This window comes from Knoellia flava TL1 (genome assembly GCF_000768675.1).
In the GTDB taxonomy this organism is placed as follows: Bacteria; Actinomycetota; Actinomycetes; order Actinomycetales; family Dermatophilaceae; genus Knoellia; species Knoellia flava.
The window spans coordinates 22,782-47,697 of sequence record NZ_AVPI01000018.1 but is presented as its reverse complement, the minus strand read 5'-3'; the positions used below and the strand labels follow the sequence as shown (position 1 = coordinate 47,697).

At 71.5% G+C, this 24,916-nt stretch carries 24 protein-coding genes; 19 read left to right on the top strand and 5 right to left on the bottom strand.

Annotation, left to right across the window (positions count from 1 at the left end; all coding sequences use genetic code 11):
• Position 1: 1 nt before the first annotated feature.
• On the bottom strand, positions 2 to 1,249 hold the full coding sequence (gene kynU / locus N798_RS07795; RefSeq protein WP_035947560.1) for a kynureninase: 1,248 nt from the start codon (positions 1,247 to 1,249) through the stop codon (positions 2 to 4).
• Positions 1,246 to 1,773, bottom strand: coding sequence for a GNAT family N-acetyltransferase (locus N798_RS07790; RefSeq protein ID WP_229708253.1), 528 nt, complete (start codon positions 1,771 to 1,773; stop codon positions 1,246 to 1,248). The genes kynU and N798_RS07790 overlap by 4 nt, the downstream gene beginning before the upstream one ends.
• 56 nt (positions 1,774 to 1,829) lie before the next feature.
• Here N798_RS07790 and pdxT point away from each other — a divergent pair, with 56 nt between their 5' ends.
• From pdxT to N798_RS07740, 10 genes are all read left to right on the top strand, one after another.
• A complete protein-coding gene (gene pdxT, locus N798_RS07785) occupies positions 1,830 to 2,432 on the top strand; it encodes a pyridoxal 5'-phosphate synthase glutaminase subunit PdxT (protein ID WP_035947558.1) in 603 nt (200 codons plus the stop codon).
• A 216-nt stretch (positions 2,433 to 2,648) separates the two neighbouring features.
• On the top strand, positions 2,649 to 3,407 hold the full coding sequence (locus tag N798_RS07780) for a YebC/PmpR family DNA-binding transcriptional regulator (RefSeq protein WP_035947557.1): 759 nt from the start codon (positions 2,649 to 2,651) through the stop codon (positions 3,405 to 3,407).
• Positions 3,408 to 3,495: 88 nt separating this feature from the next.
• Positions 3,496 to 4,008, top strand: a complete 513-nt coding sequence (gene ruvC, locus N798_RS07775) for a crossover junction endodeoxyribonuclease RuvC (protein WP_035947556.1) — start codon at positions 3,496 to 3,498, stop codon at positions 4,006 to 4,008.
• Positions 4,005 to 4,610, top strand: coding sequence for a Holliday junction branch migration protein RuvA (ruvA, locus tag N798_RS07770; RefSeq protein WP_035947555.1), 606 nt, complete (start codon positions 4,005 to 4,007; stop codon positions 4,608 to 4,610). The genes ruvC and ruvA overlap by 4 nt, the downstream gene beginning before the upstream one ends.
• Positions 4,611 to 4,684: 74 nt before the next feature.
• Positions 4,685 to 5,803, top strand: a complete 1,119-nt coding sequence (ruvB, locus tag N798_RS07765) for a Holliday junction branch migration DNA helicase RuvB (RefSeq protein WP_035947602.1) — start codon at positions 4,685 to 4,687, stop codon at positions 5,801 to 5,803.
• A gap of 230 nt (positions 5,804 to 6,033) precedes the next feature.
• Complete coding sequence (yajC, locus tag N798_RS07760; RefSeq protein ID WP_052117042.1) at positions 6,034 to 6,360, top strand: preprotein translocase subunit YajC; 327 nt, start codon at positions 6,034 to 6,036, stop codon at positions 6,358 to 6,360.
• A gap of 1 nt (position 6,361) precedes the next feature.
• Complete coding sequence (gene secD, locus N798_RS07755; protein ID WP_035947553.1) at positions 6,362 to 8,182, top strand: protein translocase subunit SecD; 1,821 nt, start codon at positions 6,362 to 6,364, stop codon at positions 8,180 to 8,182.
• Positions 8,179 to 9,378, top strand: a complete 1,200-nt coding sequence (gene secF / locus N798_RS07750) for a protein translocase subunit SecF (protein ID WP_035947551.1) — start codon at positions 8,179 to 8,181, stop codon at positions 9,376 to 9,378. The genes secD and secF overlap by 4 nt, the downstream gene beginning before the upstream one ends.
• 4 nt (positions 9,379 to 9,382) lie before the next feature.
• On the top strand, positions 9,383 to 9,943 hold the full coding sequence (locus tag N798_RS07745) for an adenine phosphoribosyltransferase (RefSeq protein ID WP_035947549.1): 561 nt from the start codon (positions 9,383 to 9,385) through the stop codon (positions 9,941 to 9,943).
• A 9-nt stretch (positions 9,944 to 9,952) separates the two neighbouring features.
• Entirely contained in the window at positions 9,953 to 12,247 is a 2,295-nt protein-coding gene (locus N798_RS07740; RefSeq protein ID WP_035947548.1) for a RelA/SpoT family protein, read from the top strand.
• A gap of 453 nt (positions 12,248 to 12,700) precedes the next feature.
• Here the strand turns inward: N798_RS07740 and N798_RS07735 are convergent, their stop codons facing one another.
• A complete protein-coding gene (locus N798_RS07735) occupies positions 12,701 to 14,503 on the bottom strand; it encodes a DUF349 domain-containing protein (RefSeq protein WP_035947547.1) in 1,803 nt (600 codons plus the stop codon).
• 2 nt (positions 14,504 to 14,505) lie between these two features.
• Positions 14,506 to 15,300, bottom strand: a complete 795-nt coding sequence (locus N798_RS07730; RefSeq protein ID WP_035947546.1) for a peptidylprolyl isomerase — start codon at positions 15,298 to 15,300, stop codon at positions 14,506 to 14,508.
• A 57-nt stretch (positions 15,301 to 15,357) separates the two neighbouring features.
• Here N798_RS07730 and N798_RS07725 point away from each other — a divergent pair, with 57 nt between their 5' ends.
• Positions 15,358 to 16,059, top strand: a complete 702-nt coding sequence (locus tag N798_RS07725; RefSeq protein WP_035947544.1) for an MBL fold metallo-hydrolase — start codon at positions 15,358 to 15,360, stop codon at positions 16,057 to 16,059.
• The gene (hisS, locus tag N798_RS07720; RefSeq protein ID WP_084100297.1) at positions 16,056 to 17,402 is read left to right on the top strand and encodes a histidine--tRNA ligase; all 1,347 of its coding nucleotides are present in this window, start codon (positions 16,056 to 16,058) and stop codon (positions 17,400 to 17,402) included. Before N798_RS07725 ends, hisS begins: the two co-directional genes overlap by 4 nt.
• On the opposite strand, the gene N798_RS07715 is transcribed toward hisS, so the two are convergent.
• On the bottom strand, positions 17,365 to 17,976 hold the full coding sequence (locus N798_RS07715) for a hypothetical protein (protein WP_035947541.1): 612 nt from the start codon (positions 17,974 to 17,976) through the stop codon (positions 17,365 to 17,367). The genes hisS and N798_RS07715 overlap by 38 nt on opposite strands.
• 56 nt (positions 17,977 to 18,032) lie before the next feature.
• On the opposite strand from N798_RS07715, the gene ald reads away from it, so the two are divergent.
• The 7 genes from ald (at position 18,033) to N798_RS07680 (ending at position 24,900) form a co-directional block, all read left to right on the top strand.
• Entirely contained in the window at positions 18,033 to 19,148 is a 1,116-nt protein-coding gene (gene ald / locus N798_RS07710) for an alanine dehydrogenase (RefSeq protein ID WP_035947540.1), read from the top strand.
• 97 nt (positions 19,149 to 19,245) lie between these two features.
• Complete coding sequence (gene xerD, locus N798_RS07705; RefSeq protein ID WP_035947537.1) at positions 19,246 to 20,196, top strand: site-specific tyrosine recombinase XerD; 951 nt, start codon at positions 19,246 to 19,248, stop codon at positions 20,194 to 20,196.
• A gap of 93 nt (positions 20,197 to 20,289) precedes the next feature.
• Positions 20,290 to 21,207, top strand: coding sequence for a ParA family protein (locus N798_RS07700; RefSeq protein WP_052117041.1), 918 nt, complete (start codon positions 20,290 to 20,292; stop codon positions 21,205 to 21,207).
• Complete coding sequence (locus N798_RS07695) at positions 21,191 to 22,186, top strand: segregation and condensation protein A (RefSeq protein ID WP_229708255.1); 996 nt, start codon at positions 21,191 to 21,193, stop codon at positions 22,184 to 22,186. The genes N798_RS07700 and N798_RS07695 overlap by 17 nt, the downstream gene beginning before the upstream one ends.
• A complete protein-coding gene (scpB, locus tag N798_RS07690; RefSeq protein ID WP_035947535.1) occupies positions 22,179 to 22,835 on the top strand; it encodes an SMC-Scp complex subunit ScpB in 657 nt (218 codons plus the stop codon). Before N798_RS07695 ends, scpB begins: the two co-directional genes overlap by 8 nt.
• Entirely contained in the window at positions 22,832 to 23,788 is a 957-nt protein-coding gene (locus N798_RS07685) for a pseudouridine synthase (protein WP_035947533.1), read from the top strand. The genes scpB and N798_RS07685 overlap by 4 nt, the downstream gene beginning before the upstream one ends.
• Positions 23,785 to 24,900 carry a prephenate dehydrogenase gene (locus N798_RS07680; protein WP_035947532.1) on the top strand — a complete coding sequence of 372 codons (1,116 nt, stop codon included), beginning with the start codon at positions 23,785 to 23,787 and terminating at the stop codon, positions 24,898 to 24,900. Before N798_RS07685 ends, N798_RS07680 begins: the two co-directional genes overlap by 4 nt.
• Positions 24,901 to 24,916 lie beyond the last annotated feature (16 nt).

Here is a 24,916-nt window from a genome sequence, read left to right as displayed (position 1 = left end):
CTCAGGTGACCGCTGCGCGCGTTGCGAACTCGGCCCGCTCGAACTCGCGCCCGTCGAGGACGTCGCGCAGGAGGACCGCTGCCGCGAGCACGTCCTCGTGCGAGAGGTAGAGCGGGGCGAACCCGAGCCGCACGATGTCGGGCTCACGGAAGTCCCCGATGACTCCGCGCGCGATGAGCGCCTGCACCACGGCATACGCGTCGGGGTGCCGCAGGCTGACCTGCGAGCCGCGCCGCGCGTCGTCGGCCGGCGTGACGACCGGCAGGTCGACCCCGAGGCCGCCGAGGCACTCCACGAAGAACGCGGTGAGCGAGAGCGAACGTCGCCTCACGTCCCCGACGTCCAACCCGTCGTATGCCGTGAGCGCACCTTCCAGCGCGGCGATCCCGAGCACCGGGGGAGTCCCGACGCGGGCCCGGGTGATGCCGTCGGCGGCGACGTGGTCCGGCGACATCGCGAACGGCGTCGCGTGGCCGTTCCACCCGAGGATCGGGTTGGTGAAGTCGGCGAGGTGCTCGGGTGCGACGAAGACGAAGGCCGGAGCGCCGGGGCCACCGCTGAGGTACTTGTAGCCGCAGCCGACGGCGAAGTCCGCACCACCCGCCGTGAGCCCGACCTCGACGACGCCCGCGGAGTGGCAGAGGTCCCAGCACGAGAGGGCGCCCGCGTCGTGCGCGGCGGCCGTGATCGTCGCGAGGTCCCACAGCTCGCCGGTGCGGTAGTCGACCTGCGAGTAGGACGCGAGGGCGACGTCGTCGGAGCCCTCGAGCCGGGCCACGGCGTCGCCGGGGGAGACGAGCTCGAGGGTGAGGCCGAGCTGCTCGCACACGCCACGGGTCACGTGGACGTCGGTGGGGAAGGAGTCGGGGTCGGTGAGGACGACCCGGCGCTCCGGGCGCATCCGGGCTGCGGCGTGCACCGCCTTGTAGAGGCTCACGGTCGTCGAGTCGCCGACGACGACGGTGCCTGCGGGGGCGCCGACGAGCTCGGCGATGCGGTTCCCGACCCGTTCGGGGGCGGTCCACCATTCGGAGTCGTTCCAGGCCCGGATGAGCTGCTCGCCCCACTGGCGCTCGACGGCGTCGCGTGTCGCCTCGCGGGCGGCGACGGAGAGGGCTCCGAGCGAGTTGCCGTCGAGGTAGACGACCCCGTCGGGAAGGACGAAGGCGTTGCGGCGGTCGGTCGACACGTGCTCGGCGTCGAGCTCTCGGGCCCGCGTTGCGAGGCGCGCGGTGGAGTCGTCGGTCATGACCCGACCCTCTCATCCTCCAGCAGCATGAACGCCAGGTCCGGTCGGTGGTCGGGCAGCCAGGGAGGGCGGGCCGTGCCGACGGTGCGCCACCCCCGGCGCCGGTAGAACTCGCCGGCGCTCGTGTCCTCGCCGACGACGTCGAGCATCGGGGAGAGGCCACGACGCCGGATCTCGGCGAGCGCGGTGTCGAGCAGGAGGCCGCCGATGCCCGAGCCGTGGCGGTCGAGCGCGACGAAGAGGACCGACACCTCGGCCAGCCCCTCGGCCGGCAGCCCGGTCGCGGCGACCCACTCCTCGCCCATGCGGCCGACGGACAGGTCGGTCACCGACACGTGGCCGACGACCTCCTCACCCTCGACCGCGACCCACGAGGCGAGCTCGCCGGGGCGCACGACGAACTCCTCCGGCGGGAAGGGGAGCGGCCAGCGCTGCGGATAGGAGGTCGCGGCCTGCTGCGCGCCGAGCAACGCGACCAGGGACGGCAGGTCGTCGGGACGGCGGGCACGGATCGTCACGGGCACGGAGGTCACGCTAGGCGGCGTCCGGCCCATGCGTCGCGCCGCCGTACGATTCCGGCGTGACCGCGCACCCCACCATCGGAGTCCTCGCCGTCCAGGGCGACGTGCGTGAGCACGTCCGCGCCCTCGAGTCGGCGGGCGCGACGGCGATCCCCGTCCGGCGCCCGAGCGAGGTCGCGGCGATCGACGGGCTCGTCATCCCCGGCGGCGAGTCGACGACGATGGACAAGCTCTGCCGGATCTTCGAGCTGCGCGACCCCCTCGTGGAGCGGCTCCACGCGGGCCTGCCCGCCTACGGGTCGTGCGCCGGCATGATCATGCTCGCCGAGCGCATCCTCGACGGCCACCGCGACCAGCAGACCCTCGGCGGCCTCGACATCACGGTGCGCCGCAATGCGTTCGGCCGCCAGGTCGACTCCTTCGAGGAGGACCTGCGCATTCGCGAGCTCGGACCCGAGCCGGTGAGGGCAGTCTTCATCCGGGCCCCGTGGGTCGAGGAGGTGGGGGAGGGCGTGCAGGTCCTCGCGAGCGTCCACGTCGGGGGAGCGGACCACCCGGTCGCGGTCCGGCAGGGCAACCTCGTCGCCACGAGCTTCCATCCCGAGGTCACGGGCGACCACCGCTTCCACCAGCTCTTCGTCGACATCGTCCGCCACGCCTGAGGTCCCCCTCACCTCAGCCGTGCGTCCGGCAATGTGGTGGGTATGCCGTCACCGTGCCGGACGTTGCAGCTCACCTCACGCTTGTGTCCGGCAACGTGGTGGGTATGCCGTCAGCTTGCCGGACACAAGGGGGCGCGGCACGACGCGGACGGGAGCGGACGGCATACGACATAGGATCGACGCCGGACCTGCACGTTGACAGCACGAGGAGACACCTTGTCCGGCCACTCCAAATGGGCGACCACGAAGCACAAGAAGGCCGCCATCGACGCCAAGCGCGGCAAGCTCTTCGCGAAGCTCATCAAGAACATCGAGGTCGCGGCCCGCACGGGCGGCGGTGACCCGACCGGCAACCCGACGCTCTACGACGCCATCCAGAAGGCGAAGAAGAGCTCGGTGCCCAACAACAACATCGACAACGCGGTCAAGCGCGGCTCCGGTGCCACGGCAGGCGGCGCCGACTGGGAGACGATCACCTACGAGGGCTACGCGCCCGGCGGTGTCGCCATCCTCATCGAGTGCCTCACCGACAACCGCAACCGCGCCGCCGCCGAGGTCCGCACCGCGCTCACCCGCAACGGCGGCCAGCTCGGTGACCCGGGCTCGGTGGCCTACGTCTTCGACCGCAAGGGCGTCGTCGTCGTGCCCAAGGGCGACAAGACCGAGGACGACATCCTCGAGGTCGTCCTCGAGGCCGGCGCCGACGAGGTCAACGACCTCGGCGAGTCCTTCGAGATCATCTCCGAGGCGACCGACTTCGTCGCGGTGCGCAAGGCGGTCCAGGACGCCGGCATCGACTACGACTCGGCCGAGGCCTCGTGGGTGCCCAACCTCCAGGTGCCGCTCGACCTCGAGGGTGCGAAGAAGATGATCCGCGTCATCGAGGCGCTCGAGGACTCCGACGACGTCCAGGACGTCTTCGCCAACGGCGACATCCCCGACGAGGTCCTCGCTCAGCTCGAGGCCGAGGACTGAGCGACCGCGTGTTGCTGCGCGCCGCCTTCCCACACGCTGTGTAGCGTGGCACCGAACACCTGTTCGGTTCTCTCGGAAGGCGGCGCGCGTGCGCGTTCTCGGCATGGATCCCGGCCTCACCCGGTGCGGTCTCGGGGTCGTCGACGGCCGCGCCGGGCGGGCGTCCATGGTCGCCGTCGGCGTGGTCCGCACCCCTTCCGGCGCCGAGCCGTCGCAGCGCCTCATGTTCCTCGAGCGTGAGCTCGAGGGCTGGCTCGACCGCTTCGAGCCCGACGTGCTCGCGGTCGAGCGGGTCTTCGCCGACACCAACGTCACCCAGGTCATGAACACCGCCCACGCCACCGCCATCGCCCTGCTCACCGCAGGCAAGCGCGACATCCCCGTCGTCTTCCACACCCCGACCGAGGTCAAGGCCTCGGTCACCGGCTCCGGCCGCGCCGACAAGGCGCAGGTGACGACGATGGTGACCCGGATCCTCAAGCTCGCCGCGCCCCCGCGCCCGGCCGATGCCGCCGACGCGCTGGCCCTCGCGATCTGCCACCTGTGGCGTGGCGCCGCGACCGCGCGCCTCGACGCCCTCGCCAAGGCGGGCGCCCGATGATCTCGTCGCTCTCCGGTCGCGTGGCCCACGTCGGCCTCGACCGCCTCGTCGTCGAGGTCGGGGGAGTGGGCATGCTGGTCCACACCACCCCACGCACGGCCGCCGACCTCCGCACCGGCTCCGAGGTCACCGTCTCGACGACGCTCGTGGTCCGCGAGGACTCGCTCACCCTCTTCGGCTTCGGGTCGGCGGGGGAGCGCGACATGTTCGAGACCGTCCAGACCGTCTCCGGCGTCGGCCCGCGGCTCGCCCTCGCGATGCTCTCGGTCCTCACACCCGACGAGGTCCGCGCGGCCCTGACGACCGGTGACGTCGCGACCCTGACCAAGATCCCCGGCGTCGGCAAGAAGAGCGCCGAGCGCCTCGTCCTCGAGCTCAAGGACAAGGTCGGTATGCCGTCCGCCACCGCGGGCGGTGACGTCACCGCCGCGGCCGCGCCCTCCGGCGACGCCCGCCGCGACCAGGTCGCAGAGGCCCTCGTCGGTCTCGGCTGGTCCTCGAAGCAGGCTGCCGACGCCGTGTCGACGGTCTCGTCCTCGGCGGACCCGGATGCCTCCGTGGCCGCGCTGCTGCGCATGGCGCTGCGGGAGCTCGGGCGATGAGCGGGCCGGTGATACGACGCACCGCGACGAGCGAGGACGACCTGGGCGGCTCGACGCGTGGCTTCCGCTCCGACATCGTCGAGTCCGACGGCAGCGACGACGGCGCATGGCGCGCCGACGACGGGTCGCTCGACGCGACCGCCCGGATCGTCGACGCCGGAGCCGACTCCGACGACGAGCGCGTCGTCGAGGCGGCCCTGCGACCCAAGCGGCTGGCCGAGTTCCCGGGGCAGACGCGGGTGCGGGACCAGCTCTCGCTCGTCCTCGAGGCGGCCCGGCGCCGGGGGAGCGTGCCCGACCACATCCTCCTGTCCGGTCCTCCCGGCCTCGGCAAGACGACGCTCGCGCTCATCGTCGCGGCCGAGCTCGAGCGCCCGATCCGGATCACGTCCGGGCCGGCGATCCAGCACGCCGGTGACCTCGCCGCCGTCCTGTCCTCGCTCGACGAGGGGGAGGTGCTCTTCCTCGACGAGATCCACCGCATGTCGCGCTCGGCCGAGGAGATGCTCTACCTCGCGATGGAGGACTTCCGCGTCGACGTCATCGTCGGCAAGGGCCCGGGAGCGACGGCGATCCCGCTCGAGCTGCCGCCGTTCACCGTCGTTGGGGCGACGACGCGGTCGGGGCTGCTGCCCGCGCCGCTGCGCGACCGGTTCGGCTTCACCGGGCACCTCGACTACTACGACGCCGCCGACCTCACGACGATCCTGCGCCGATCCGCCGGGCTGCTCGACGTCGACGCCGACGAGTCCGGCATCTCCGAGATCGCCGGCCGGTCCCGTGGCACACCACGCATCGCCAACCGGCTCCTGCGCCGCGTGCGCGACTGGGCCCAGGTCCACGGGTCCGGACACGTCGACCTCGAGGCGGCCCACGAGGCGCTCAGCCTCTTCGACGTCGACGACGCGGGCCTCGACCGCCTCGACCGCGCCGTGCTCGACGCGCTGTGCCGCCGTTTCGGTGGCGGTCCTGTTGGGCTGTCCACCCTCGCCATCGCCGTGGGCGAGGAGTCCGACACCGTCGAGACCGTCGCCGAACCCTACCTCGTGCGCGAGGGCTTCATGGTGCGCACGCCGCGCGGCCGCGCGGCCTCACCGAAGGCGTGGTCGCACCTCGGGCTCACCCCACCACGCGACGTCGCGACCCAGGACGTCCTGCCGCTGACCGACGGCCCGGGCCGCCTCGGCGGCTGAGCGCAGGCCTCTCACCTGCGCGGGGCGGCGAGGCGCGCCGTGATCGGCAGGTGCGCGGACGGCATACGAGGTTGCGGTTCGGACACGACCTCGGGAGGGCACTCGACCGGGGAGTGGCGCGTTGGCGAGAGTGACCACGTCACCTATGCTGACCCGGTTGCCCGGCGTCGACCGGGCCGCTGACGCGCCCGGCAGCATGCGGTGCGCACACCCCACTCGAAGGACTTCTCATGAACTCCGGTGCCGGCCTCGGCAACCTGCTCGTGCTCGCCCTGCCCCTGTTGCTGCTGGCGTTCCTCATGTTCACCCAGCGCAAGCGGGGTCGTGAGGTCCAGGCATTCCAGTCGGGTCTCGGCGTCGGCGACGCGGTCGTCCTGACCTCTGGCCTCTATGGCACGGTCGTCGCTCTCGACGACACGGTCGCGACCCTCGAGATCGCCCCGGGCGTGCAGGTGCGCGTCGACCGCCGCGCGGTCGGCATGAAGCAGCCGGGTGCCGAGCGTCCCGCTGGGACCGACGAGGGCCCGCGCCCCGACGCGACCCCCGAGGTGGGCTGACATGGCACAGATGAGCCACGCGACCTTCGCCCGCCGTGCCCTCGCCGGCATGGCGGTCCTCACGATCGCCCTCATGGGCCTGCTCTTCGGTGCGAACCAGTTCAGCAACGGGTCCTATGCCCCCAAGCTCGGCCTCGACCTCGAGGGCGGGACGCAGATCATCCTCCAGCCGCGCCTCACCGGTGACAAGACGGTGTCGCCCGAGCAGATCAGCCAGGCGCGCGACATCATCGTCCAGCGCGTCGACGCCGGCGGTGTGGCCGGCGCCGAGGTGACGACCCAGGGTGGTCGCAACATCGTCGTGTCGATGCCCGGCACCCCCGACAAGAGCACCGAGGACGCGATCCAGCGCTCCAGCCAGCTCCAGTTCCGCCCGGTCCTCGCGATCGCCGCCGGCTCGCCCCAGCCGGAGCCGTCGGCCTCGCCGAGCAGCTCGGCCAGCCCGAGCCCGAGCGGCTCCGCGGTCCCGGCGCCCAGTGCCTCGCCCTCAGCCAGCGCGCCCGTCGCCAGCCCGGCGCCGTCTTCGTCGACCAACAACTCCGCCGTGCCCGGTGCCTTCGCCGCCGAGCCGAGCCCCTCGGCCTCGCCCTCCGCCCCCGCCAGCCCGGCGGCGAGCCCCAGCGCCTCGCCGAGCCCCAGCGCGTCCGGTGGCGCCACGGGCGCAAAGGACCCGCTGAGCCTCGACCAGATCACCCCCGAGCTCACCGCAGCCTTCACCGCGCTCGACTGCTCGAAGGAGGGTGCGCTCGAGGACCTCGTCGACGACGACACCAAGCCCCTCGTCACGTGTGACGCCGACGGCGCGGCCAAGTACATCCTCGGCCCGGTCGTCGTCTCCGGCGACAAGATCAGCGACGCCAGCGCGGGCTACCAGGTCGGCCAGAACGGTCAGCAGACCAGCACCGTCGAGATCCAGCTCAACCTCAACGGCGAGGGCGCCAAGCAGTACGCCGACATCTCGCGCAAGATGGTGCCGCTGCAGCAGCCGCAGAACCAGCTCGCGGCCACCCTCGACTCGCGCGTCATCGTCGCGCCGACCTTCAACGAGGCGATCCCCAACGGCAAGGCGAGCATCACCGGCGGCTTCGGCATCGAGGAGGCCCGCGACCTCGCCCAGCAGCTGAAGTTCGGCGCCCTGCCGATCTCGTTCGACCTGCAGACGCGCGACCAGATCAGCCCCACGCTCGGCAGCGAGCAGCTCCGCTACGGCCTCTGGGCCGGCCTCGTCGGCCTGCTCCTCGTGACGATCTACTCGCTGCTCCAGTACCGTGTGCTCGGGTTCGTCACCATCGCCTCGATCCTCGCGGCTGGTGTCCTCACCTACCTCGCGATCACGATCCTCGGCTGGTCGCACAACTACCGGCTCGACATGGCCGGCGTCACCGGCCTCATCGTCGCCATCGGCTTCACCGCGGACTCGTTCATCGTCTACTTCGAACGCATCCGTGACGAGCTGCGCGAGGGCCGTTCGCTCGAGAGCGCCGTCGCCACCGGTTGGGACCGCGCCAAGCGCACGATCCTCATCGCCGACGGTGTGAACTTCCTCGCGGCGATCGTCCTCTACGTCCTCGCGAGCTCGAGCGTGCGCGGCTTCGCGTTCACGCTCGGCCTCACGACCCTGCTCGACATCCTCATCGTCTTCCTCTTCACGCACCCGCTCGTCACGCTGCTCGCCCGCCGGAAGTTCTTCCGCGGGGGGCACCCGATGTCGGGTCTCGACCCCGACAAGCTCGGTGCCGTCAAGAAGACCTCGTATGCCGGCCGCGGCCGGTTCACGACGAACCCGCCCCGCGTCGCGGGCGGCGAAGGGAGTGCGTCGTGAAGTTCTCGGACCTCGGCAACGACCTCTACACCGGCAAGCGCTCGATCCCGGTCGTCCCCAAGCGGCGGACGTTCTACATCGTCTCGCTCGTCCTCATGGCGATCGCGGTCGCCGGCTTGGGCATCAACAAGCTCAACCTCGGCCTCGAGTTCAGCGGTGGCTCCGAGTTCCGCGTGACGGGCACGTCGGTCCCGGCCGACTACGAGTCGATGGCCCGGGAGGCGCTCGGCGCGGCCGACGACTCCCAAGGCGTGCGCGTGTCCAAGCTCGGGACCGGCACGGTCCGCGTGCAGACCGAGCGCCTCGACGCAGCCGAGAGCGCCGAGGTGCAGGGCCAGCTCGCCGAGACGTTCTCCGTGCCCGTCGGCCAGGTGAGCGCGACCTTCATCGGCCCATCGTGGGGTGACTCGGTCACGAGGCAGGCCCTGCGTGCCCTCGTCATCTTCCTCTTACTCGTCGCAGCCGTCCTGGCGATCTACTTCCGCAACTGGAAGATGGCGGCGGCCGCGCTCATCGCGCTGGCCCACGACCTCGTCATCACCGTCGGCATCTACTCGTTCAGCAATTTCGAGGTCTCGCCGGCGACGATGATCGGCTTCCTTACCGTCCTTGGCTACTCCATCTACGACACCGTCGTCGTCTTCGACAAGGTGCGCGAGAACACCAACGAGGCCTTCGCCAACGGTCGGATGAGTTTCGCCAAGGCGGCCAACCTCGCCGTCAACCAGACGCTCGTCCGCTCGATCAACACGACCGCCATCGGCATCCTGCCCATCCTCGCGGTCCTCGTCGTCGGCGCGCTCTTCCTCGGCCCGGGCACGCTGCTCGACCTCGCGCTCGTCCTCTTCATCGGCATCCTCGTCGGCGCCTACTCGTCGATCTTCCTCGCGACCCCGCTCCTCGTGAGCCTGCGTCGCAAGGACGCCGCCGTCGTCGAGCTCGACAAGCGCGCAGCCCGCTCGGAGGCCAAGCGCGCCAAGGAGCGCGCCGCTGCGCCGGTCGGCGTCGGCGCCACGCAGGGCGGCGGAGTCGCCCTGGCCGAGGCCGACGGCCACGCTGCCAACGAGTCCGTCGACTCGGTCCCGAGGGCCACCGACGAGGAGTCGGCGACGATCACCGGTCGCCAGGTGCACAAGTACGCGCAGTCGGGCCCGCGCAACCAACCCAAGCGCGCACCCAAGTCGCGTCGCAAGTGACCCGATGACCGACCCGGGCGCGATCAGCGACCTCGTCGAGAGCCGGCTCCGGGACGTCGCCGACTTCCCGAAGCCGGGGGTCGTCTTCAAGGACATCACCCCGCTCCTCGGCGACCCCGCGGCGTTCGGCGAGGTGGTCCGCGCGCTGGCGGCACGGCATACGGAATCGGGTTCCCGTCTCGACTCGGTGGCCGGCGTCGAGGCGCGCGGCTTCATCATCGGAGCGGCGCTGGCCCACGAGCTCGGGGTCGGCTTCGTCCCGGTCCGCAAGGCGGGGAAGCTGCCGGGCGAGACGGTGCAGCGCACCTACGACCTCGAGTACGGCTCGGCGACGATCGAGGTGCACGCCGATGCCGTCGAACCGGGGGAGCGGGTGCTGCTCGTCGACGACGTCCTCGCCACCGGCGGCACCGCGATCGCCGCGTGGGACCTGCTCGACGACTGCGGTGCGGAGGTCGTCGAGTTCGCGACCGTCGTCGAGCTCGCCTTCCTCGGAGGGCGTGAGGCGATGGGTGCGCGCCCGGTGCACTCCCTGCATGTCGTGGGCGGCCCGGGGGACGCCTAGACTCCGTCCATGGCAGAGGAGACCACGCCGATCCCGGTGCGCAGTGGGGCAGCAGGCTCCAACCGCGCCCGCGCGCGTGCCCGCCTCGCCCGCTTCGGGTCGTCGCGTCCGTCCGCCCACCCCGTCCTCGAGCCGCTGCTCACGACCGTTCGGGTGACCCACCCCAAGGCGGACGTCTCGGTCATCGAGCGCGCCTACGAGGTCGCCGAGCGCGCCCACGAGGGCCAGATGCGCAAGAGCGGCGACGCCTACATCACGCATCCGCTCGCCGTGACGACGATCCTCGCCGAGCTCGGCATGACGCCGCCCACGCTGGCTGCAGCCCTGCTGCACGACACCGTCGAGGACACCGACTACGGCCTCGACCAGCTCGAGAAGGACTTCGGCGCCGAGATCGCCATGCTCGTCGACGGCGTGACCAAGCTCGACAAGGTCACCTACGGGCAGGCCGCGCAGTCCGAGACCGTGCGCAAGATGGTCGTCGCGATGGCCCGCGACATCCGCGTCCTCGTCATCAAGCTCGCCGACCGCCTCCACAACGCCCGCACGTGGCGCTACGTGTCGAAGGAGTCGGCGCAGCGCAAGGCCCGCGAGACGCTCGAGATCTACGCCCCGCTGGCGCACCGCCTCGGCATGAACACGATCAAGTGGGAGCTCGAGGACCTCTCGTTCCAGACCCTCTACCCGAAGGTCTACGACGAGATCGTGCGGCTCGTCGCCGAGCGCGCACCAGCGCGTGAGGAGTACCTCGCGACCGTGCGCGAGAGCGTCGAGTCCGACCTGCGTGCTGCGCGACTCAAGGCCACCGTCACCGGCCGGCCCAAGCACTACTACTCCGTCTACCAGAAGATGATCGTCGGCGGCCGCGACTTCGAGCAGATCTACGACCTCGTCGCCGTCCGCGTCCTCGTCGACACCGTGCGCGACTGCTACGCCGCCCTGGGCGCGATGCACGCACGGTGGACGCCGGTGCCCGGCCGGTTCAAGGACTACATCGCGACGCCGAAGTTCAACATGTACCAGTCGCTGCACACGACGGTCATCGGTCCCGAGGGCAAGCCGGTCGAGATCCAGATCCGCACCCACACGATGCACCGCCGTGCCGAGTACGGCGTCGCGGCCCACTGGAAGTACAAGGAGAAGGGCCCGGCGGGAGCGGACCAACCGTCGACGAGCCACACCGGCGCCAACGACATGGCGTGGCTGCGCCAGCTCCTCGACTGGCAGAAGGAGACCGCCGACCCGGGGGAGTTCCTCGAGTCGCTGCGCTTCGAGATCAACGCCAGCGAGGTCTACGTCTTCACCCCCAAGGGACAGCTCGTCGGCCTCCCCGCGGGCTCGACGCCCGTCGACTTCGCGTATGCCGTGCACACCGAGGTCGGCCACCACACCATCGGAGCCAAGGTCAACGGCCGCCTCGTGCCGCTCGAGTCCCGTCTCGACAACGGCGACACCGTCGACATCCTCACCTCGAAGGCCGACAGCGCCGGCCCGTCGCGCGACTGGCTCACCTTCGTCAAGTCGGCCCGCGCCCGCAACAAGATCCGGCACTGGTTCACCCGCGAGCGACGCGAGGAGATGATCGACCAGGGCAAGGACGCGCTCGTCAAGGCGATGCGCAAGCGCAGCCTGCCGCTCGCCCGCCTGTCGTCGGTCGAGTCCCTCACCGGCGTCGCCGAGGAGCTGCGGCTCAGCGGCATCGATGGCCTCTATGCCGCGATCGGCGAGGGCCACGTGAGCGCCCAGCACGTCGTCGCCCGACTCGTCGCCGCCCAGGGCGGCGAGGAGGCCAGCGACGACCTCGCCGAGATGACGATGCCCCGGCCGGTCCTGAACCGCCGCCGTCGCGCCGGCGACCCCGGCGTCGTCGTCAAGGGCATGTCCGACGTCTGGGTCAAGCTCGCCCGCTGCTGCACCCCGGTCCCGGGCGACGAGATCCTCGGGTTCGTCACCCGCGGCATGGGTGTCTCGGTCCACCGCCGCGACTGCACCAACGCCGCCTCGCTGCTCAGCCAGCAGGACAAGATCATCGACGTCGAGTGGGCGCCGACCGCCAACAGCGTCTTCCTCGTGCAGCTCCAGGTCGAGGCGCTCGACCGGTCCGCCCTGCTCTCGGACGTCACGCGCGTGCTCTCCGAGAGCGGGGTCAACATTCTCAGCGCCTCGGTGCAGACCTCGCGCGACCGCGTCGCAGGCCTCAAGTTCACGTTCGAGATGGGCGACCCGAGCCACCTCGACCACGTCATCAAGGCCGTGCGCAACGTCGGCGGCGTCTTCGACGCCTACCGCATCACCCAGACGTAGTTTCTCCGCAGCCGATCCAGCCCCTGACCCGAGGGGCGGTGCTCAGGTCACGTCGCGCGTTCCGTGGGATCGCGCGGGTCACGTGACGTCGCGCGCGGGTCCGTGGGCGACGAGATCCATCCGCCGCTCGCGCGCTGCGCGCACTCCCAGCGCCCACGCAGAGCGTGGGACCCGCCGCCAGACCCACCATCGCCGCCCACGGACCCGCGCGCTCCTGAAGAGTCGCCTGAGTGCCCCTCAGGTACGTCATGCCAGGCGCCCAGAGTCAGAGCTGGCCCCCATGGGTGCGGAAGCCGCGCGTCCCTCAAGGAGCGATGAGGGTCTTCGGTCGGCGCTGGCTGGGCCTGGCGGAAGACCGGAGCGCGCTCAGCGCGCGCAGGTCGGATGGACTGCGTCGACCGAAGACCCTCAGCGCGACGTGCACGACGTACGCAAGGGGCGAACTGAGCCGGGCTAGGAGCCGAACTCGGAGTTGGCGGCTTCGGCCTGGGCGAGCCAGGCCTGCTGCGACTCCAGCTTGGCGGTGAGGTCCTTGACCTTACGGTCGTTGCCGGAGGCGGTGGCCTTGGCGAGGTCGGCCTCGAGCGACTCGATCGAGCTGCGCAGCTGGGTGACGAGCGAGTTGGCGCGGGCCGCGACCTCGGGGTTGGAGGACTTCCACTTCTGGTCCTCCTGCTCCCGCACGGCCGTCTCGATCCGGCGGATGGCCTTCTCGGTCCGGTCGATGTCGGCGCGCGGCACCTTGCCGGCGGCGTCCCACTTGTCCTGGATGACGCGCAGCTGTGCCTTGGCCTGGTCGAGGTCGGTCACGGGCAGGATCTGCTCGGCCTCCTTGAGCAGCTCCTCCTTGACGGCGAGGTTCGCACGGAACTCCTCGTCCTCGGCGGCGGCCACCTCGTCCTTGGCGTTGAAGAAGGCGTCCTGCGCGGTCTTGAAGCGCTCCCACAGGGCGTCGTCCTCGGCGCGCGAGGCACGGCCGGCCTGGCGCCACTGGTCCATGAGGTTCTTGAAGGCACGGGCGGTCGGGCCCCAGTCCTTGCTCGTGGCGAGGACCTCGGCCTCCTTGACGAGGGCTTCCTTGGTGCCGCGGGCCTCGGCACGCGAGGAGTCGAGCTGCGCGAAGTAGCTGCGGCGGCCCTTGTCGAAGTGGTTGCGGGCGTGGCTGAAGCGCTGCCAGAGGGCGTTCTCGGTCGGCTTGTCGAGCTTGGCCCCGCTGCGCTGGTGCTGCTTCCACTGCTCGAGCAGCGCACGCATCCGCTCACCGCTCTGCTTCCACTGCGTCTGCTCCGGGTCCTGGCCCGAGATGGCCTCGGCCTCGGAGACGATCGCCTCGCGCTCGGCGGCGGCCGCGGCACGGGCCTCGGCGCGGGCAGCCTGCTCGGTCTCGCGCTTGGTGACCAGGCCGGTCTCGATCGCGGCGACGCGAGCGTCGAGCGCGGCCAGGTCGCCGACGACGTGGGCTTCGGCGAGGTGCTCCTTGAGCGTGCTGAGGCCCTCACCGACCTCCTTCGAGGAGACGTCCGGGTTCGCGAGCCGCTGCTCCAGCAGCTCGGCGGAGGCGGCGATCTCGTCGTACTTGCGGGCGAAGTACTGCAGTGCCTCGTCGGGCGTCGCCCCGGGGTAGGAGCCGACCTCGCGCTCCTCCTCACCGACGGTGACGAAGACGTGGCCCTCGTCGTCGACGCGGCCGAAGCGCGCGGAGTCCGAGTGCTCGTGGACGACCGGGGTCACCGGCGGGGTGGGACGGGCGGCCATCCGCGACGCGAGCGCAGCGGGGGAGGGCACGGCCGGCTTCGGCGCCGCAGGTGCAGGAGCCGCCGGTGCAGGGGCAGGCGTCGCCGGCGTCGGCATCGAGGTGGCGGGCTCGGGGTCGACCGCGGCCGGCTCGGCTGTGGACGGCTCCTGGGCGGCCGGAGTCTCCTCGACAGCGGCGGGCGTGCCGGTGACGTCGGGCTCCGTGGTGGCGGGGGTCGCGGGAGTCGGCACGGAGGTGGCGGGCTCGGGCTCCACCGCGCGGGGCCCAGCCGCCGCAGCGGTCTCCTCGGCCGGAGCCGTCTCCTCGGCCGGAGCCGTCTCCTCGGCGGCAGCCGTCTCCTCGGTCGGAGCGGGTGACTCGACAGCCTCGGCCTCCGCTCCAGAGGCGGCCTGCTCGGTCTGCGGGGTCGTCACCTCCGCCGTGGCGTCGGGCGTGGCCTCAGGGGCCTGCTCCTCCACGGGGCCGTCCGCGGGGGTGGTGCTCGTCGTCTCGTCGCTCACGGCTATGCCTTCTTCTCAGTCACCGCAACCCGAAGGATGCTGATGGGTGCGTTGGGGGCACCGATGGTCTCCGACTCGCCGCCGGGCTGGACACCCGCTGCGGCGACCTTGTCGACGATATCCAAACCCTTGGTGATCGTGCCGAAGATCGTGTATCCGTTCGGGTCCGGCAGGGTCGTCTCGCCGTTGACGAGGAAGAACTGGCCGCCGTTGCCCTTGACCGGGTCCTGCGTCCGCGCCATCGCGACGGTGCCGCGCGGGTACGTCCCGTCCTTCGGCGCGTTCTCGACCCCGAAGCCGTAGCCGGGGTTGCCCGAGCCGGTGCCGGTCGGGTCGCCGCACTGGAGCAGCTTGAAGCCCTCGCCGACGCCGAGTCGCTGGCAGGGGGAGTTGAGCCAGTAGTCGGCCTTCGCGAGCTGGATGAAGGACGCGACGGCCTGGGGCGCCTTCGCGCCGTCGAGGTCGAGGACGATGTCACCGCAGTTCGTCGTGAGCGTCGCCGTCCACGTCGTCGCCTTGGCGGTTGCCTTGTCGGGCAGCTCGAGCTTGGCCGCGGTGCCGAGCGGGGCGGGCGGCTGCTCACAGCCGGCCACCGTCGTCGACGGGGCGGCCTCCTCCTTCTCCTCCGGCTTGAGCGCGACGGCGAGACCGCCGACGAGCGCGGCCACGACGGCGACCGTCGCGACGATCGCCGCGACCCGCTTGGTGCGGTCGCGCCGCTCGGCCCTCGCCGCCAGCGTCGCCTGCTGCTTCTGCCACCTGCGCCGGGCCCGGTCGCGCTCCTGCTTCTTCGTCACCCGGCGCAGTCTAGGGAGCCGGTATGCCGTGTGCTCACCCGACTAGGGTTCTCCGGTGTGTTGACCATCGCCTTCCCCGCCGCGGCCTTCGGCACCAACTGCTACGTCCTCGCTCCCGGGGAGGGGGAGGAATGCGTCGTCGTCGACCCGGGCATCGGGATCGAGGAGACCCTGCGCGAGGTCCTCACCCAGCACCGGCTCAAGCCGACCGCGGTCCTGCTCACCCACGGCCACATCGACCACGTCTACTCGGTGACGCCGGTCTGCGGAGGCGACACCGCGGCATACATCCACTCGGACGACCGCTACCGGCTCGTCGACCCGCTCGGGTCGGCGAGCCCGGGCATCGTCGGGATGCTCGAGCAGCAGTTCGGCTCCCGGGCGACGTGGAGTGAGCCGAGCACCGTCGTCGAGGTCACCGACCGGCAGGCGCTCACGCTCGCCGGACTCGACCTCGAGGTGCTCCACGCGCCGGGGCACACGGAGGGCTCGGTGATGTTCGGGTTCGAGCGGCTGCCGGAGGGCGTCCGTGCCCCGGAGGAGCTCGACCGCACGATGATCAGCGGCGACGTGCTCTTTGCCGGCTCCATCGGCCGCACCGACCTGCCGGGTGGCGACGGGGCGGCCATGCAGCGCTCCCTGCGCGACGTCGTCCTGCCCCTGCCCGACTCCACGCTCGTCCTGCCCGGGCACGGACCGGCGACGACGATGCGCCGGGAGCGGGGCACCAACCCGTACCTGCAAGGATTGACCGCGTGAAGGTCACCAAGCTGAGCGGTTTCCCCGAGTACCTCCCCGCCGAGCGGATCGTCGAGCAGCACTTCCTCGACGTCATCCGCGAGACGTTCGAGCTGCACGGGTTCACCTCGCTCGAGACGCGCGCGGTGGAGCCGGTCGACCGGCTGCTCGGCAAGGGCGGTGACGCCGACAAGGAGATCTACGGAGTTACCCGGCTCGCCGACGCCCCGGGGGAGCGCTCCTCCCGAGAGCCCGAGCTCGGCCTGCACTTCGACCTCACCGTGCCCTTCGCCCGGTTCGTCCTCGAGAACGCGGGCAGGCTCGCCTTCCCCTACCGCCGCTACCAGATCCAGAAGGTGTGGCGTGGCGAGCGCCCCCAGGAGGGGCGCTACCGCGAGTTCACGCAGGCCGACATCGACGTCGTCGACGTCGGCGAGCTCGCGCCGCACTTCGAGGCGGAGATGCCGCTCGTCGTCGCCGAGGTGTTCCGCCGGCTGCCGATCGGCCGGATGACGATCCAGGTCAACAACCGCAAGATCCCCGAGGGCTTCTACCGGGGCATCGGCATCGAGGACGTCGCGGGCACGCTCCGCATCGTCGACAAGCTCGACAAGATCGGGCCCGAGAAGGTCAAGGCCCTGCTCGTCGAGGCGGGCCGCACCGAGGAGCAGGCCGACCAGTGCCTCGCGCTCGCCGGGATCCGCACCGAGGACCTCTCCTTCGTCGACCGCGTGCGCGCGCTCGGCGTCGAGCACCCGGTGCTCGACGAAGGGCTCGACGCCCTCGCCGCCGTCATCCGCGCCGGTCTCGACACCGCACCCGGGGCGCTCGTCGCCGACCTCAGGATCGCCCGCGGGCTCGACTACTACACCGGCACGGTCTACGAGACCCAGCTCGAGGGGCACGAGTCGTGGGGCTCGTTCTGCTCGGGCGGACGCTACGACGCCCTCGCGAGCGACGGGAAGACCACCTATCCCGGTGTCGGCATCTCCATCGGCGTCTCCCGCCTGCTGGGCCTGCTCCTGTCCAAGGGGCTCGTCACGGCGTCGCGCTCGACGCCCGCGGCCGTGCTCGTCGCCGTCGTCGAGGAGGAGAGCCGGGGCGAGTCCGCGGCCGTCGCCGCCGCGCTGAGGGCCCGCGGCATCCCGTGCGAGGTCGCCCCGAGCGCGGCGAAGTTCGGCAAGCAGATCCGCTACGCCGACCGACGCGGGATCCCGTTCGTCTGGTTCCCCGGGTCCGGCGATGTCGAGCACCAGGTCAAGGACATCCGCTCGGGCGAGCAGGTCGACGCCGACCCCGCCGCCTGGACTCCGAAGACCGAGGACCTCACGCCACTCGTGGCGGCCGCAGCCCCGAGTCCCTGAGTTCGAGCAGCGCCAGCGCCCGGATCGTCTCGCGGTCGCCGCGCCGCCACGCCCCGCTGGGGTCGTCCGACACCCTCGCGAGCACCGCCATCGGCTGGTTGGCCATGGCGCGCAACGCGAAGAGGTCGAGGTCGTCGTCGGCGTCGACGAACCGCTGCGCCGACGAGGCCCGTCGGACGAATCGCGCTCGGGCGACGGCCCACCACAGACCGACGACGAGGATCGGCACGAGCGCCGTCGTCCACCCGATGAGCAGGGCGAGGCGCTCCACCGCGTTGACCAGGTCACTGCCCGCCCGCTCGATGTCGGTGCCGGCTCCGGCGGCGGAGCGGAACGGTCCGGCGATGCGGTCCTCGAGCAGTGGGAGGTCGTCCACCCCGTCGCCGGCCGCGGTGAGCCTCTCGCGGAACCCGGCACCCGCCCCCTGCAGCCGCCGTCCCGGCTCGGCGAGCCCCATCGTCACGTCGTGGACGCGCCGCCCGACCTCCGCCCAGAGCACCACCCAGACGAGCAGTCCGACGTCAACGAGGATCTGGAGCAGGCGTCGCCCGGGCAGGTCTGCATAGAGCTTCACGGGTCCTACACTCGCACTGCGGCACATCCACCGCGACCACGACGAAGGAGTCATCGGTGCGCATCGGCATCCCCAGCGAAGTCAAGAACAACGAGTTCCGGGTCGGCATCACGCCGGTCGGTGTGCACGAGCTCGTCGGGCACGGGCACGAGGTGCTCATCCAGAAGGGCGCCGGGCTGGGGTCGTCCATCACCGACGAGGAGTTCGTCTCGCAGGGAGCTCGGATCCTCGACGACGCCGACGACGTCTGGGGCGAGGCCGAGATGGTGATGAAGGTCAAGGAGCCGATCGCCGAGGAGTACCACCGTCTCCGTGAGGACCTCACGCTCTTCACCTACCTCCACCTCGCCGCGGATGAGCCGCTGACCAAGGAGCTCGTCGCCAGGCGCACGACGTCGATCGCCTACGAGACCGTCCAGCTGCCCTCCGGCGCGCTGCCGCTGCTCTACCCGATGTCCGAGGTCGCGGGCTGCCTGGCGCCCCAGGTCGGCGCCTACTCGCTCACCAAGCCGCAGGGCGGACGCGGGGTCCTCATGGGCGGTGTGGGCGGTGTGGCCAACGCCAAGGTCGTCATCATCGGCGCCGGTGTCTCGGGCCAGAACGCCGCGAACATCGCACTCGGCATGGGCGCCGACGTCACCCTGCTGGACACCGACCTCGACAAGCTCCGCATGAGCTTCTGGCGCTACAACAACCGCGTCCACGGCCTCGCGTCCTCGACCCTGGCGATCCGCCAGCAGGTCATGGAGGCCGACATGGTCATCGGCGCCGTCCTCGTCCCCGGCGCCAAGGCCCCCACGCTCGTCTCGAACGAGCTCGTCTCGCAGATGAAGCCCGGCTCGGTCCTCGTCGACATCGCCGTCGACCAGGGCGGCTGCTTCGAGGACACCCGGGCCACGACCCACGCGGACCCGACCTACGAGGTCCACAACTCGGTCTTCTACTGCGTCGCAAACATGCCGGGTGCCGTGCCCAACACCTCGACGTGGGCGCTCACCAACGCCACCCTCCCGTATGCCGTCCGCCTCGCGAACGGCGGCTGGCTCGAGGCCTCGCGCAAGGACCCGGGTCTCGGGCTGGGCATCAACACGCACGCCGGCGACGTCGTCTGCGGACCCGTGGCGGAGGCCCACGGCATGGAGCACCGTGACCTCGCCGAGGTCCTGGCCTGAGCCCGGCCCCTCCTGACGTCCGCAGAGATGACGACATGACCCCCAGACTTGCGGACGCAAGGGTGGGCTCTGTCGTTGCGTCCGGCAGTGTGGCGGGATGACCCCCAGACTTGCGGACGCACGGGTCGCGAACGGGGTCGAGCGAGCCGTCCGCTCCTGGCTGACGCACCTCGACGTGGAGCGCGGTGTGTCGGCCAACACGCTCAAGGCCTACCGGCGCGACCTGCGGAGGTGGACGGCATACCTCGTCTCGATCGGTGTCGACGACCCGGCGTCGGTGAGCGAGCGGCACGTCAGCGAGTTCCTCGCGCGGCTGCGGGAGGGCGACGACGCACACCCGCCGCTCGCCGCGACATCCGCGGCGCGCACCCTCGTCGCGGTCCGGGGGCTGCACCGTTTCCTCGCCGTCGAGGGGGAGGTCGACGCGGACCCGACTGCTGCCGTGAGCCCTCCGCCGGCGCCGTCGCGGCTCCCCAAGGCGATCAGCCTCGACGAGGTGGAGCGCCTGCTCGAGGCCGCGTCGGTCGGAGACACGCCTGCCTCGCTCCGTGACCGGGCCCTCCTCGAGGTCCTCTACGGCACCGGCGCCCGCATCTCCGAGGCCGTCGGGCTCGACGTCGACGACGTCGACGTGGAGGCGGGCGTCGTCCGGCTCGAGGGGAAGGGCGGCAAGCAGCGGCTCGTGCCGCTGGGGTCGTACGCGAGGGAGGCGCTCACGGCATACCTCGTCCGGGGGAGAAGCACGTTCTCGGCGAAGGGCAGGGGCACCCCGGCGATCTTCCTCAACCAGCGGGGGGCGCGACTCTCGCGCCAGAGCGCGTGGGCGGTCCTGCGGGCAGCGGCCGAGCGGGCCCAGCTGCCGGGTCACCTGTCGCCGCACACCCTGAGGCACTCGTTCGCGACCCACCTCCTCGAGGGTGGTGCGGACGTGCGTGTCGTGCAGGAGCTCCTCGGCCACGCGTCGGTGACGACGACGCAGGTCTACACGCTCGTCACCGTGCAGCAGCTGCGCGAGGTCTATGCACAGAGCCACCCGCGTGCGCGCTGATAGTGTCGTGGCGATCAGCGGGATGCTGACCGCGTGCACGCCAGTTCCGGGAGAGAGATGGATTCGTCAGACATCGACGCCGTGGTGACCTCAATGCAGACGTCCGACGGCCTCGGGACCTCGGCCAACGGCGCCAGCGGTCACCTTCCCGGGACCGAGCCGCCCGCGGGGCAGCCGGGTCCGACCGGTCGTCCACTGCCGACCTTCCCCGAGCCGCCGCCACTGGCGAGCCACGGCCCGGCACGCGTCATCGCGATGTGCAACCAGAAGGGCGGCGTCGGCAAGACGACGACGACCATCAACCTCGGAGCCGCACTCGCCGAGTACGGCCGCCGGGTCCTCCTCGTCGACTTCGACCCGCAGGGCGCGCTGTCGGTGGGTCTCGGCATCCCGGCGCACCAGCTCGACGTCACCGTCTACAACCTGCTCACCGAGCGCGGCCACGACATCCGTGACGTCATCCAGCGCACCAAGGTCGAGGGTCTCGACGTCATCCCTGCCAACATCGACCTCTCGGCCGCCGAGGTCCAGCTCGTCGGTGAGGTCGCCCGCGAGCAGATCCTCGCGCGCGTGCTGCGCCCGGTCCTCGACGACTACGACGTCGTGCTCATCGACTGCCAGCCCTCGCTCGGCCTGCTCACCGTCAACGCGCTCACGGCAGCCCACGGCGTGCTCATCCCGCTCGAGTGCGAGTTCTTCGCCATGCGCGGTGTCGCCCTGCTCGTCGAGACGATCGAGAAGATCACCGACCGGCTCAACCCGCGCCTCCAGGTCGACGGCATCCTCGCGACGATGTACGACGGGCGCACCCTCCACTCCAAGGAGGTCGTCGCGAGCGTCGTCGAGCACTTCGGCGAGCGGGTCTTCCACACGGTCATCAGCCGGACGGTGAAGTTCCCCGACGCGACCCTGGCGGCCGAGCCGATCACGACCTACGACTCCACCCACAAGGGCGCTGGCGCCTACCGCCAGCTCGCGAGAGAGCTCATCGCCCGTGGCGGAGCAGCCTGACACTCTGGCCGAGGCACCCGGCGGCGTCCTGACGCGACGGGCGGCGACGACGGCCTTCGAGGTCCATCTCGACGTCTTCTCGGGGCCGTTCGACCTCCTCCTCGGCCTCATCTCGAAGCACAAGCTCGACATCACCGAGATCGCCCTCGCGCGCGTGACCGACGAGTTCATCGCGCACATCAAGGCCGAGCAGGCCAAGGGCGGCGACTCCTGGGACCTCTCGCAGGCCTCGGAGTTCCTCCTCGTCGCGGCCACCCTGCTCGACATCAAGGCCGCCCGTCTGCTGCCGCAGGTCGGGCCGGAGGACGAGGACGACCTCGCCCTCATCGAGGCGCGCGACCTGCTCTTCGCACGCCTGCTCCAGTACCGCGCCTTCAAGGACATCGCGCGCACCTTCGACGAGCGGATGGCGACGGCCGCGCGGATGACCCCGCGGCAGGCGGGCATCGAGCCGCAGTTCGCCAAGCTCCTGCCCGAGCTCGTCATGACGGTCACGCCCGAGCAGCTCGCGATGATCGCCGCCGGCGCGCTCACGCCGAAGCCGGTCGACACGGTCGGCCTCGGCCACCTGCACGCACCGGCGGTCAGCGTCCGCGAGCAGGCGACCATCATCGGCAAGAGGCTTCGTCGCGACGGCGTGTCGTCCTTCCGGACACTCGTGCGCGACGCCGACAGCACCCTCGTCATCGTCGCCCGCTTCCTCGCCCTGCTCGAGCTCTTCCGGGAGTCGGCCATCACCTTCGAGCAGGCCGAGGCCCTCGGTGAGCTCACCGTGCGCTGGACCGGGTCCATGGAGGGCGACATCGACGTCGACGACGAGTTCGACGACGACGCGCCTGCAGCGGACGCCGCCACCGCGGACGCCGCTTCGTCGGACGCCGCGTCAGCGGACGCCGCAGGGCGCAGCGCCGACGACACCGACTCCGGTCCTGCCCCCGGGGCGACCGACACCGATCAGCGAGAGGCTGACCATGAGTGACATCGACCTGACCGACACGACGCCGGACGACGTCCGCGAGGAGGGCGTCGTCGACGAGGTGCCGCCGGACCAGCTCGCCTTCGACGTGGGCGACTTCCCGGGCGGCCTGCGCGGCGCTGTCGAGGCGGTCCTCATGGTCGTCGACGAGCCGGTCACCGAGCTCGCCCTCGCCTCTGCCCTCGAGGTCCCCGTGCCCGACGTCGAGACCGCCCTCGCCGAGCTCGAGGAGGGGTATGCCGCGCAGCAGCGAGGCTTCTGCCTCCGCAACGTCGGTGGCGGGTGGCGCGTCTACAGCCGTCCCGAGTACGCCCCGGTCGTGAGCAAGTTCCTCCTCGACGGCCAGCAGGCCCGGCTCACCCAGGCCTCGCTCGAGACGCTCGCCGTCATCGCCTACCGCCAGCCTGTCTCTCGCTCTCGCGTCGCGGCCGTCCGCGGCGTCAACGTCGACGGCGTCATCCGCACCCTGCTCACGCGCGGTCTCATCGAGGAGGTGGGCACCGACGAGGAGTCGACCGCCAACCTCTACGGCACGACCGCCACCTTCCTCGAGCGGCTCGGCCTGCAGTCGCTCGACGACCTGCCAGCCCTTGCTCCCTACCTCCCGGAGGTCGACGTGCTCGACGAGATCGCAGAGAGCGGCCGGTCATGACCCCGCCGCAGAACCGACGCGGCGGACCCGCGAAGAAGCCGTCCGGTGGCCGTGGCCGCGGTGCCGGGCAGGGTGGTGCCCGCGGCGCGTCCGGCAGTCCGCGGGGAGCCGGTGCCGGTCCGGGTGCGGGCGCCGGTGGCGGTCGCCCCCGCGGCGTCGGCACGACGAAGAAGAGCCAGCCGACCTCGATGCCCGACCGGCCTCGGTCGAAGCCGGTTGACGTCCACGACCCCGACGGCATACGGCTCCAGAAGCTCCTCGCCTCGGCGGGCGTGGGGTCGCGCAGGGTGTGCGAGCAGCTCATCACCGACGGCCGCGTCGAGGTCGACGGCCAAGTGGTCACCGAGCTCGGTGTGCGCATCAACGCTGACCAGGTCGTCCACGTCGACGGCGTGCGGGTCACGCTCGACGAGTCGCGGGTCTACCTCGCGTTCAACAAGCCGCTCAACGTCGTGACGTCGATGAACGACGAGCTCGGGCGGATCGACATCGGCGACTACTTCGGAGACCGCAAGGAGCGGCTCTTCCACGTCGGCCGCCTCGACGCCGACACCGAGGGCCTGCTGCTCCTCACCAACGACGGCGACCTCGCACACCGGCTCCAGCACCCGAAGTACGGCGTGCTCAAGACCTATCTCGCCCAGATCCGCGGGCCGGTCCCACGCGACCTCGGCAAGCGCTTGCGCGAGGGCATCGAGCTCGAGGACGGGCCGGTGCAGGTCGACTCGTTCCGCGTCGTCGACAGCCAACCGGGCAAGGCGATCGTCGAGGTCATCCTCCACGAGGGCCGCAAGCACATCGTCCGCCGGATGCTCGCCGAGGCGGGCCACCCCGTGCTGTCGCTCGTGCGCACCCAGGTCGGACCGATCCGTCTCGGCGACACCAAGCCCGGCAAGTTCCGCCGTCTCACCAAGGGCGAGGTCGGCGAGCTCTACTCGGCGGCGGGGATGTGAGCGAGGCGCCCGTCCCGCCGCGCGTCCACGTCGTCGGCACCGGTCTCATCGGCACGAGCCTCGGCCTCGCGCTGACGCGCGCCGGCGGGTCCGTGACCCTCGAGGACATCTCCACCACGAACGCCGCCCTCGCCCGCGACCTCGGTGCGGGGGAGACGACGTCTCCCCTGGGGGGCACACAAGCCGCCGAGCAGCCCGAGCTCGTCGTCGTCGCGACCCCACCGGACTCCACGGCGGCGTGCGTCGCGTCCGCCCTCGAGCGCTTCCCGGACGCGGTCGTCACCGACGTGGCCTCGGTCAAGGTCGCGGTCATCGACGTGCTGCGCGAGCGCGGCGCCGACCTCACCCGGTTCTGCGGTTCTCACCCGATGGCCGGTCGCGAGCGCAGCGGTGCGGTGGCCGGGCGGCACGACCTCTTCCACGGGCGCGCGTGGGTCCTCACCCCGACCTCCGAGACGAGCCCGGCCGCTGTCGAGCTCGTTCGCACGGTCGCCACGAGTGCCGGCGCCGCCATCGTCACCCTCGACCCCGCCGACCACGACGCCGCCGTCGCGTCGGTCTCGCACGTCCCGCAGCTCGTCGCCAGCCTCGTCGCCGCGCGGCTCGAGCACCTCGCCGACTCGTCGGTGGCGCTGGCCGGACAGGGCCTGCGCGACGTCACGCGGATCGCGGCGAGCGACCCGCACCTGTGGACCCAGATCCTCTCGGGCAACGCACACGCCGTGCGCGACGTCCTCGCCTCGCTCGCCTCCGACCTCGACGGCGTCATCCGTGCCCTCGACGCCCTCGGCAGCGACGCCGACGCACCGGGCGCCCGGGGCACCCTCGCCCGGGCCATCGCCGCGGGCAACGCCGGCCACGCGCGGATCCCCGGCAAGCACGGAGCCGCGCCGACGGCATACACCACCGTCCGCGTCCTCATCCCGGACGAGCCGGGACAGCTCGGCAGGCTCTTCGCCGACGTCGGTGAGATCGGGACCAACATCGAGGAGTTCCACCTCGACCACGGTCTCGGGCAGGCGTTCGGGCTCGCGGAGGTCGACGTCGTTCCGGGAGCGGCGGCGTCGCTGTCGGAGGGGCTGGAGCAGCGTGGGTGGCGCCTGCACGGCTGAGCGTCGACGGGTGCGG

Coding starts and splice junctions, on each gene's coding strand:
- kynU (WP_035947560.1), bottom strand. CDS start 1,249: ATGACCGACGACTCCACCGCGCGCCTCGCAACGCGGGCCCGAGAGCTC.
- ruvA (WP_035947555.1), top strand. CDS start 4,005: ATGATCTCGTCGCTCTCCGGTCGCGTGGCCCACGTCGGCCTCGACCGC.
- yajC (WP_052117042.1), top strand. CDS start 6,034: ATGAACTCCGGTGCCGGCCTCGGCAACCTGCTCGTGCTCGCCCTGCCC.
- secD (WP_035947553.1), top strand. CDS start 6,362: ATGGCACAGATGAGCCACGCGACCTTCGCCCGCCGTGCCCTCGCCGGC.
- N798_RS07745 (WP_035947549.1), top strand. CDS start 9,383: ATGACCGACCCGGGCGCGATCAGCGACCTCGTCGAGAGCCGGCTCCGG.
- N798_RS07740 (WP_035947548.1), top strand. CDS start 9,953: ATGGCAGAGGAGACCACGCCGATCCCGGTGCGCAGTGGGGCAGCAGGC.
- xerD (WP_035947537.1), top strand. CDS start 19,246: ATGACCCCCAGACTTGCGGACGCACGGGTCGCGAACGGGGTCGAGCGA.
- N798_RS07700 (WP_052117041.1), top strand. CDS start 20,290: ATGCAGACGTCCGACGGCCTCGGGACCTCGGCCAACGGCGCCAGCGGT.
- scpB (WP_035947535.1), top strand. CDS start 22,179: ATGAGTGACATCGACCTGACCGACACGACGCCGGACGACGTCCGCGAG.
- N798_RS07685 (WP_035947533.1), top strand. CDS start 22,832: ATGACCCCGCCGCAGAACCGACGCGGCGGACCCGCGAAGAAGCCGTCC.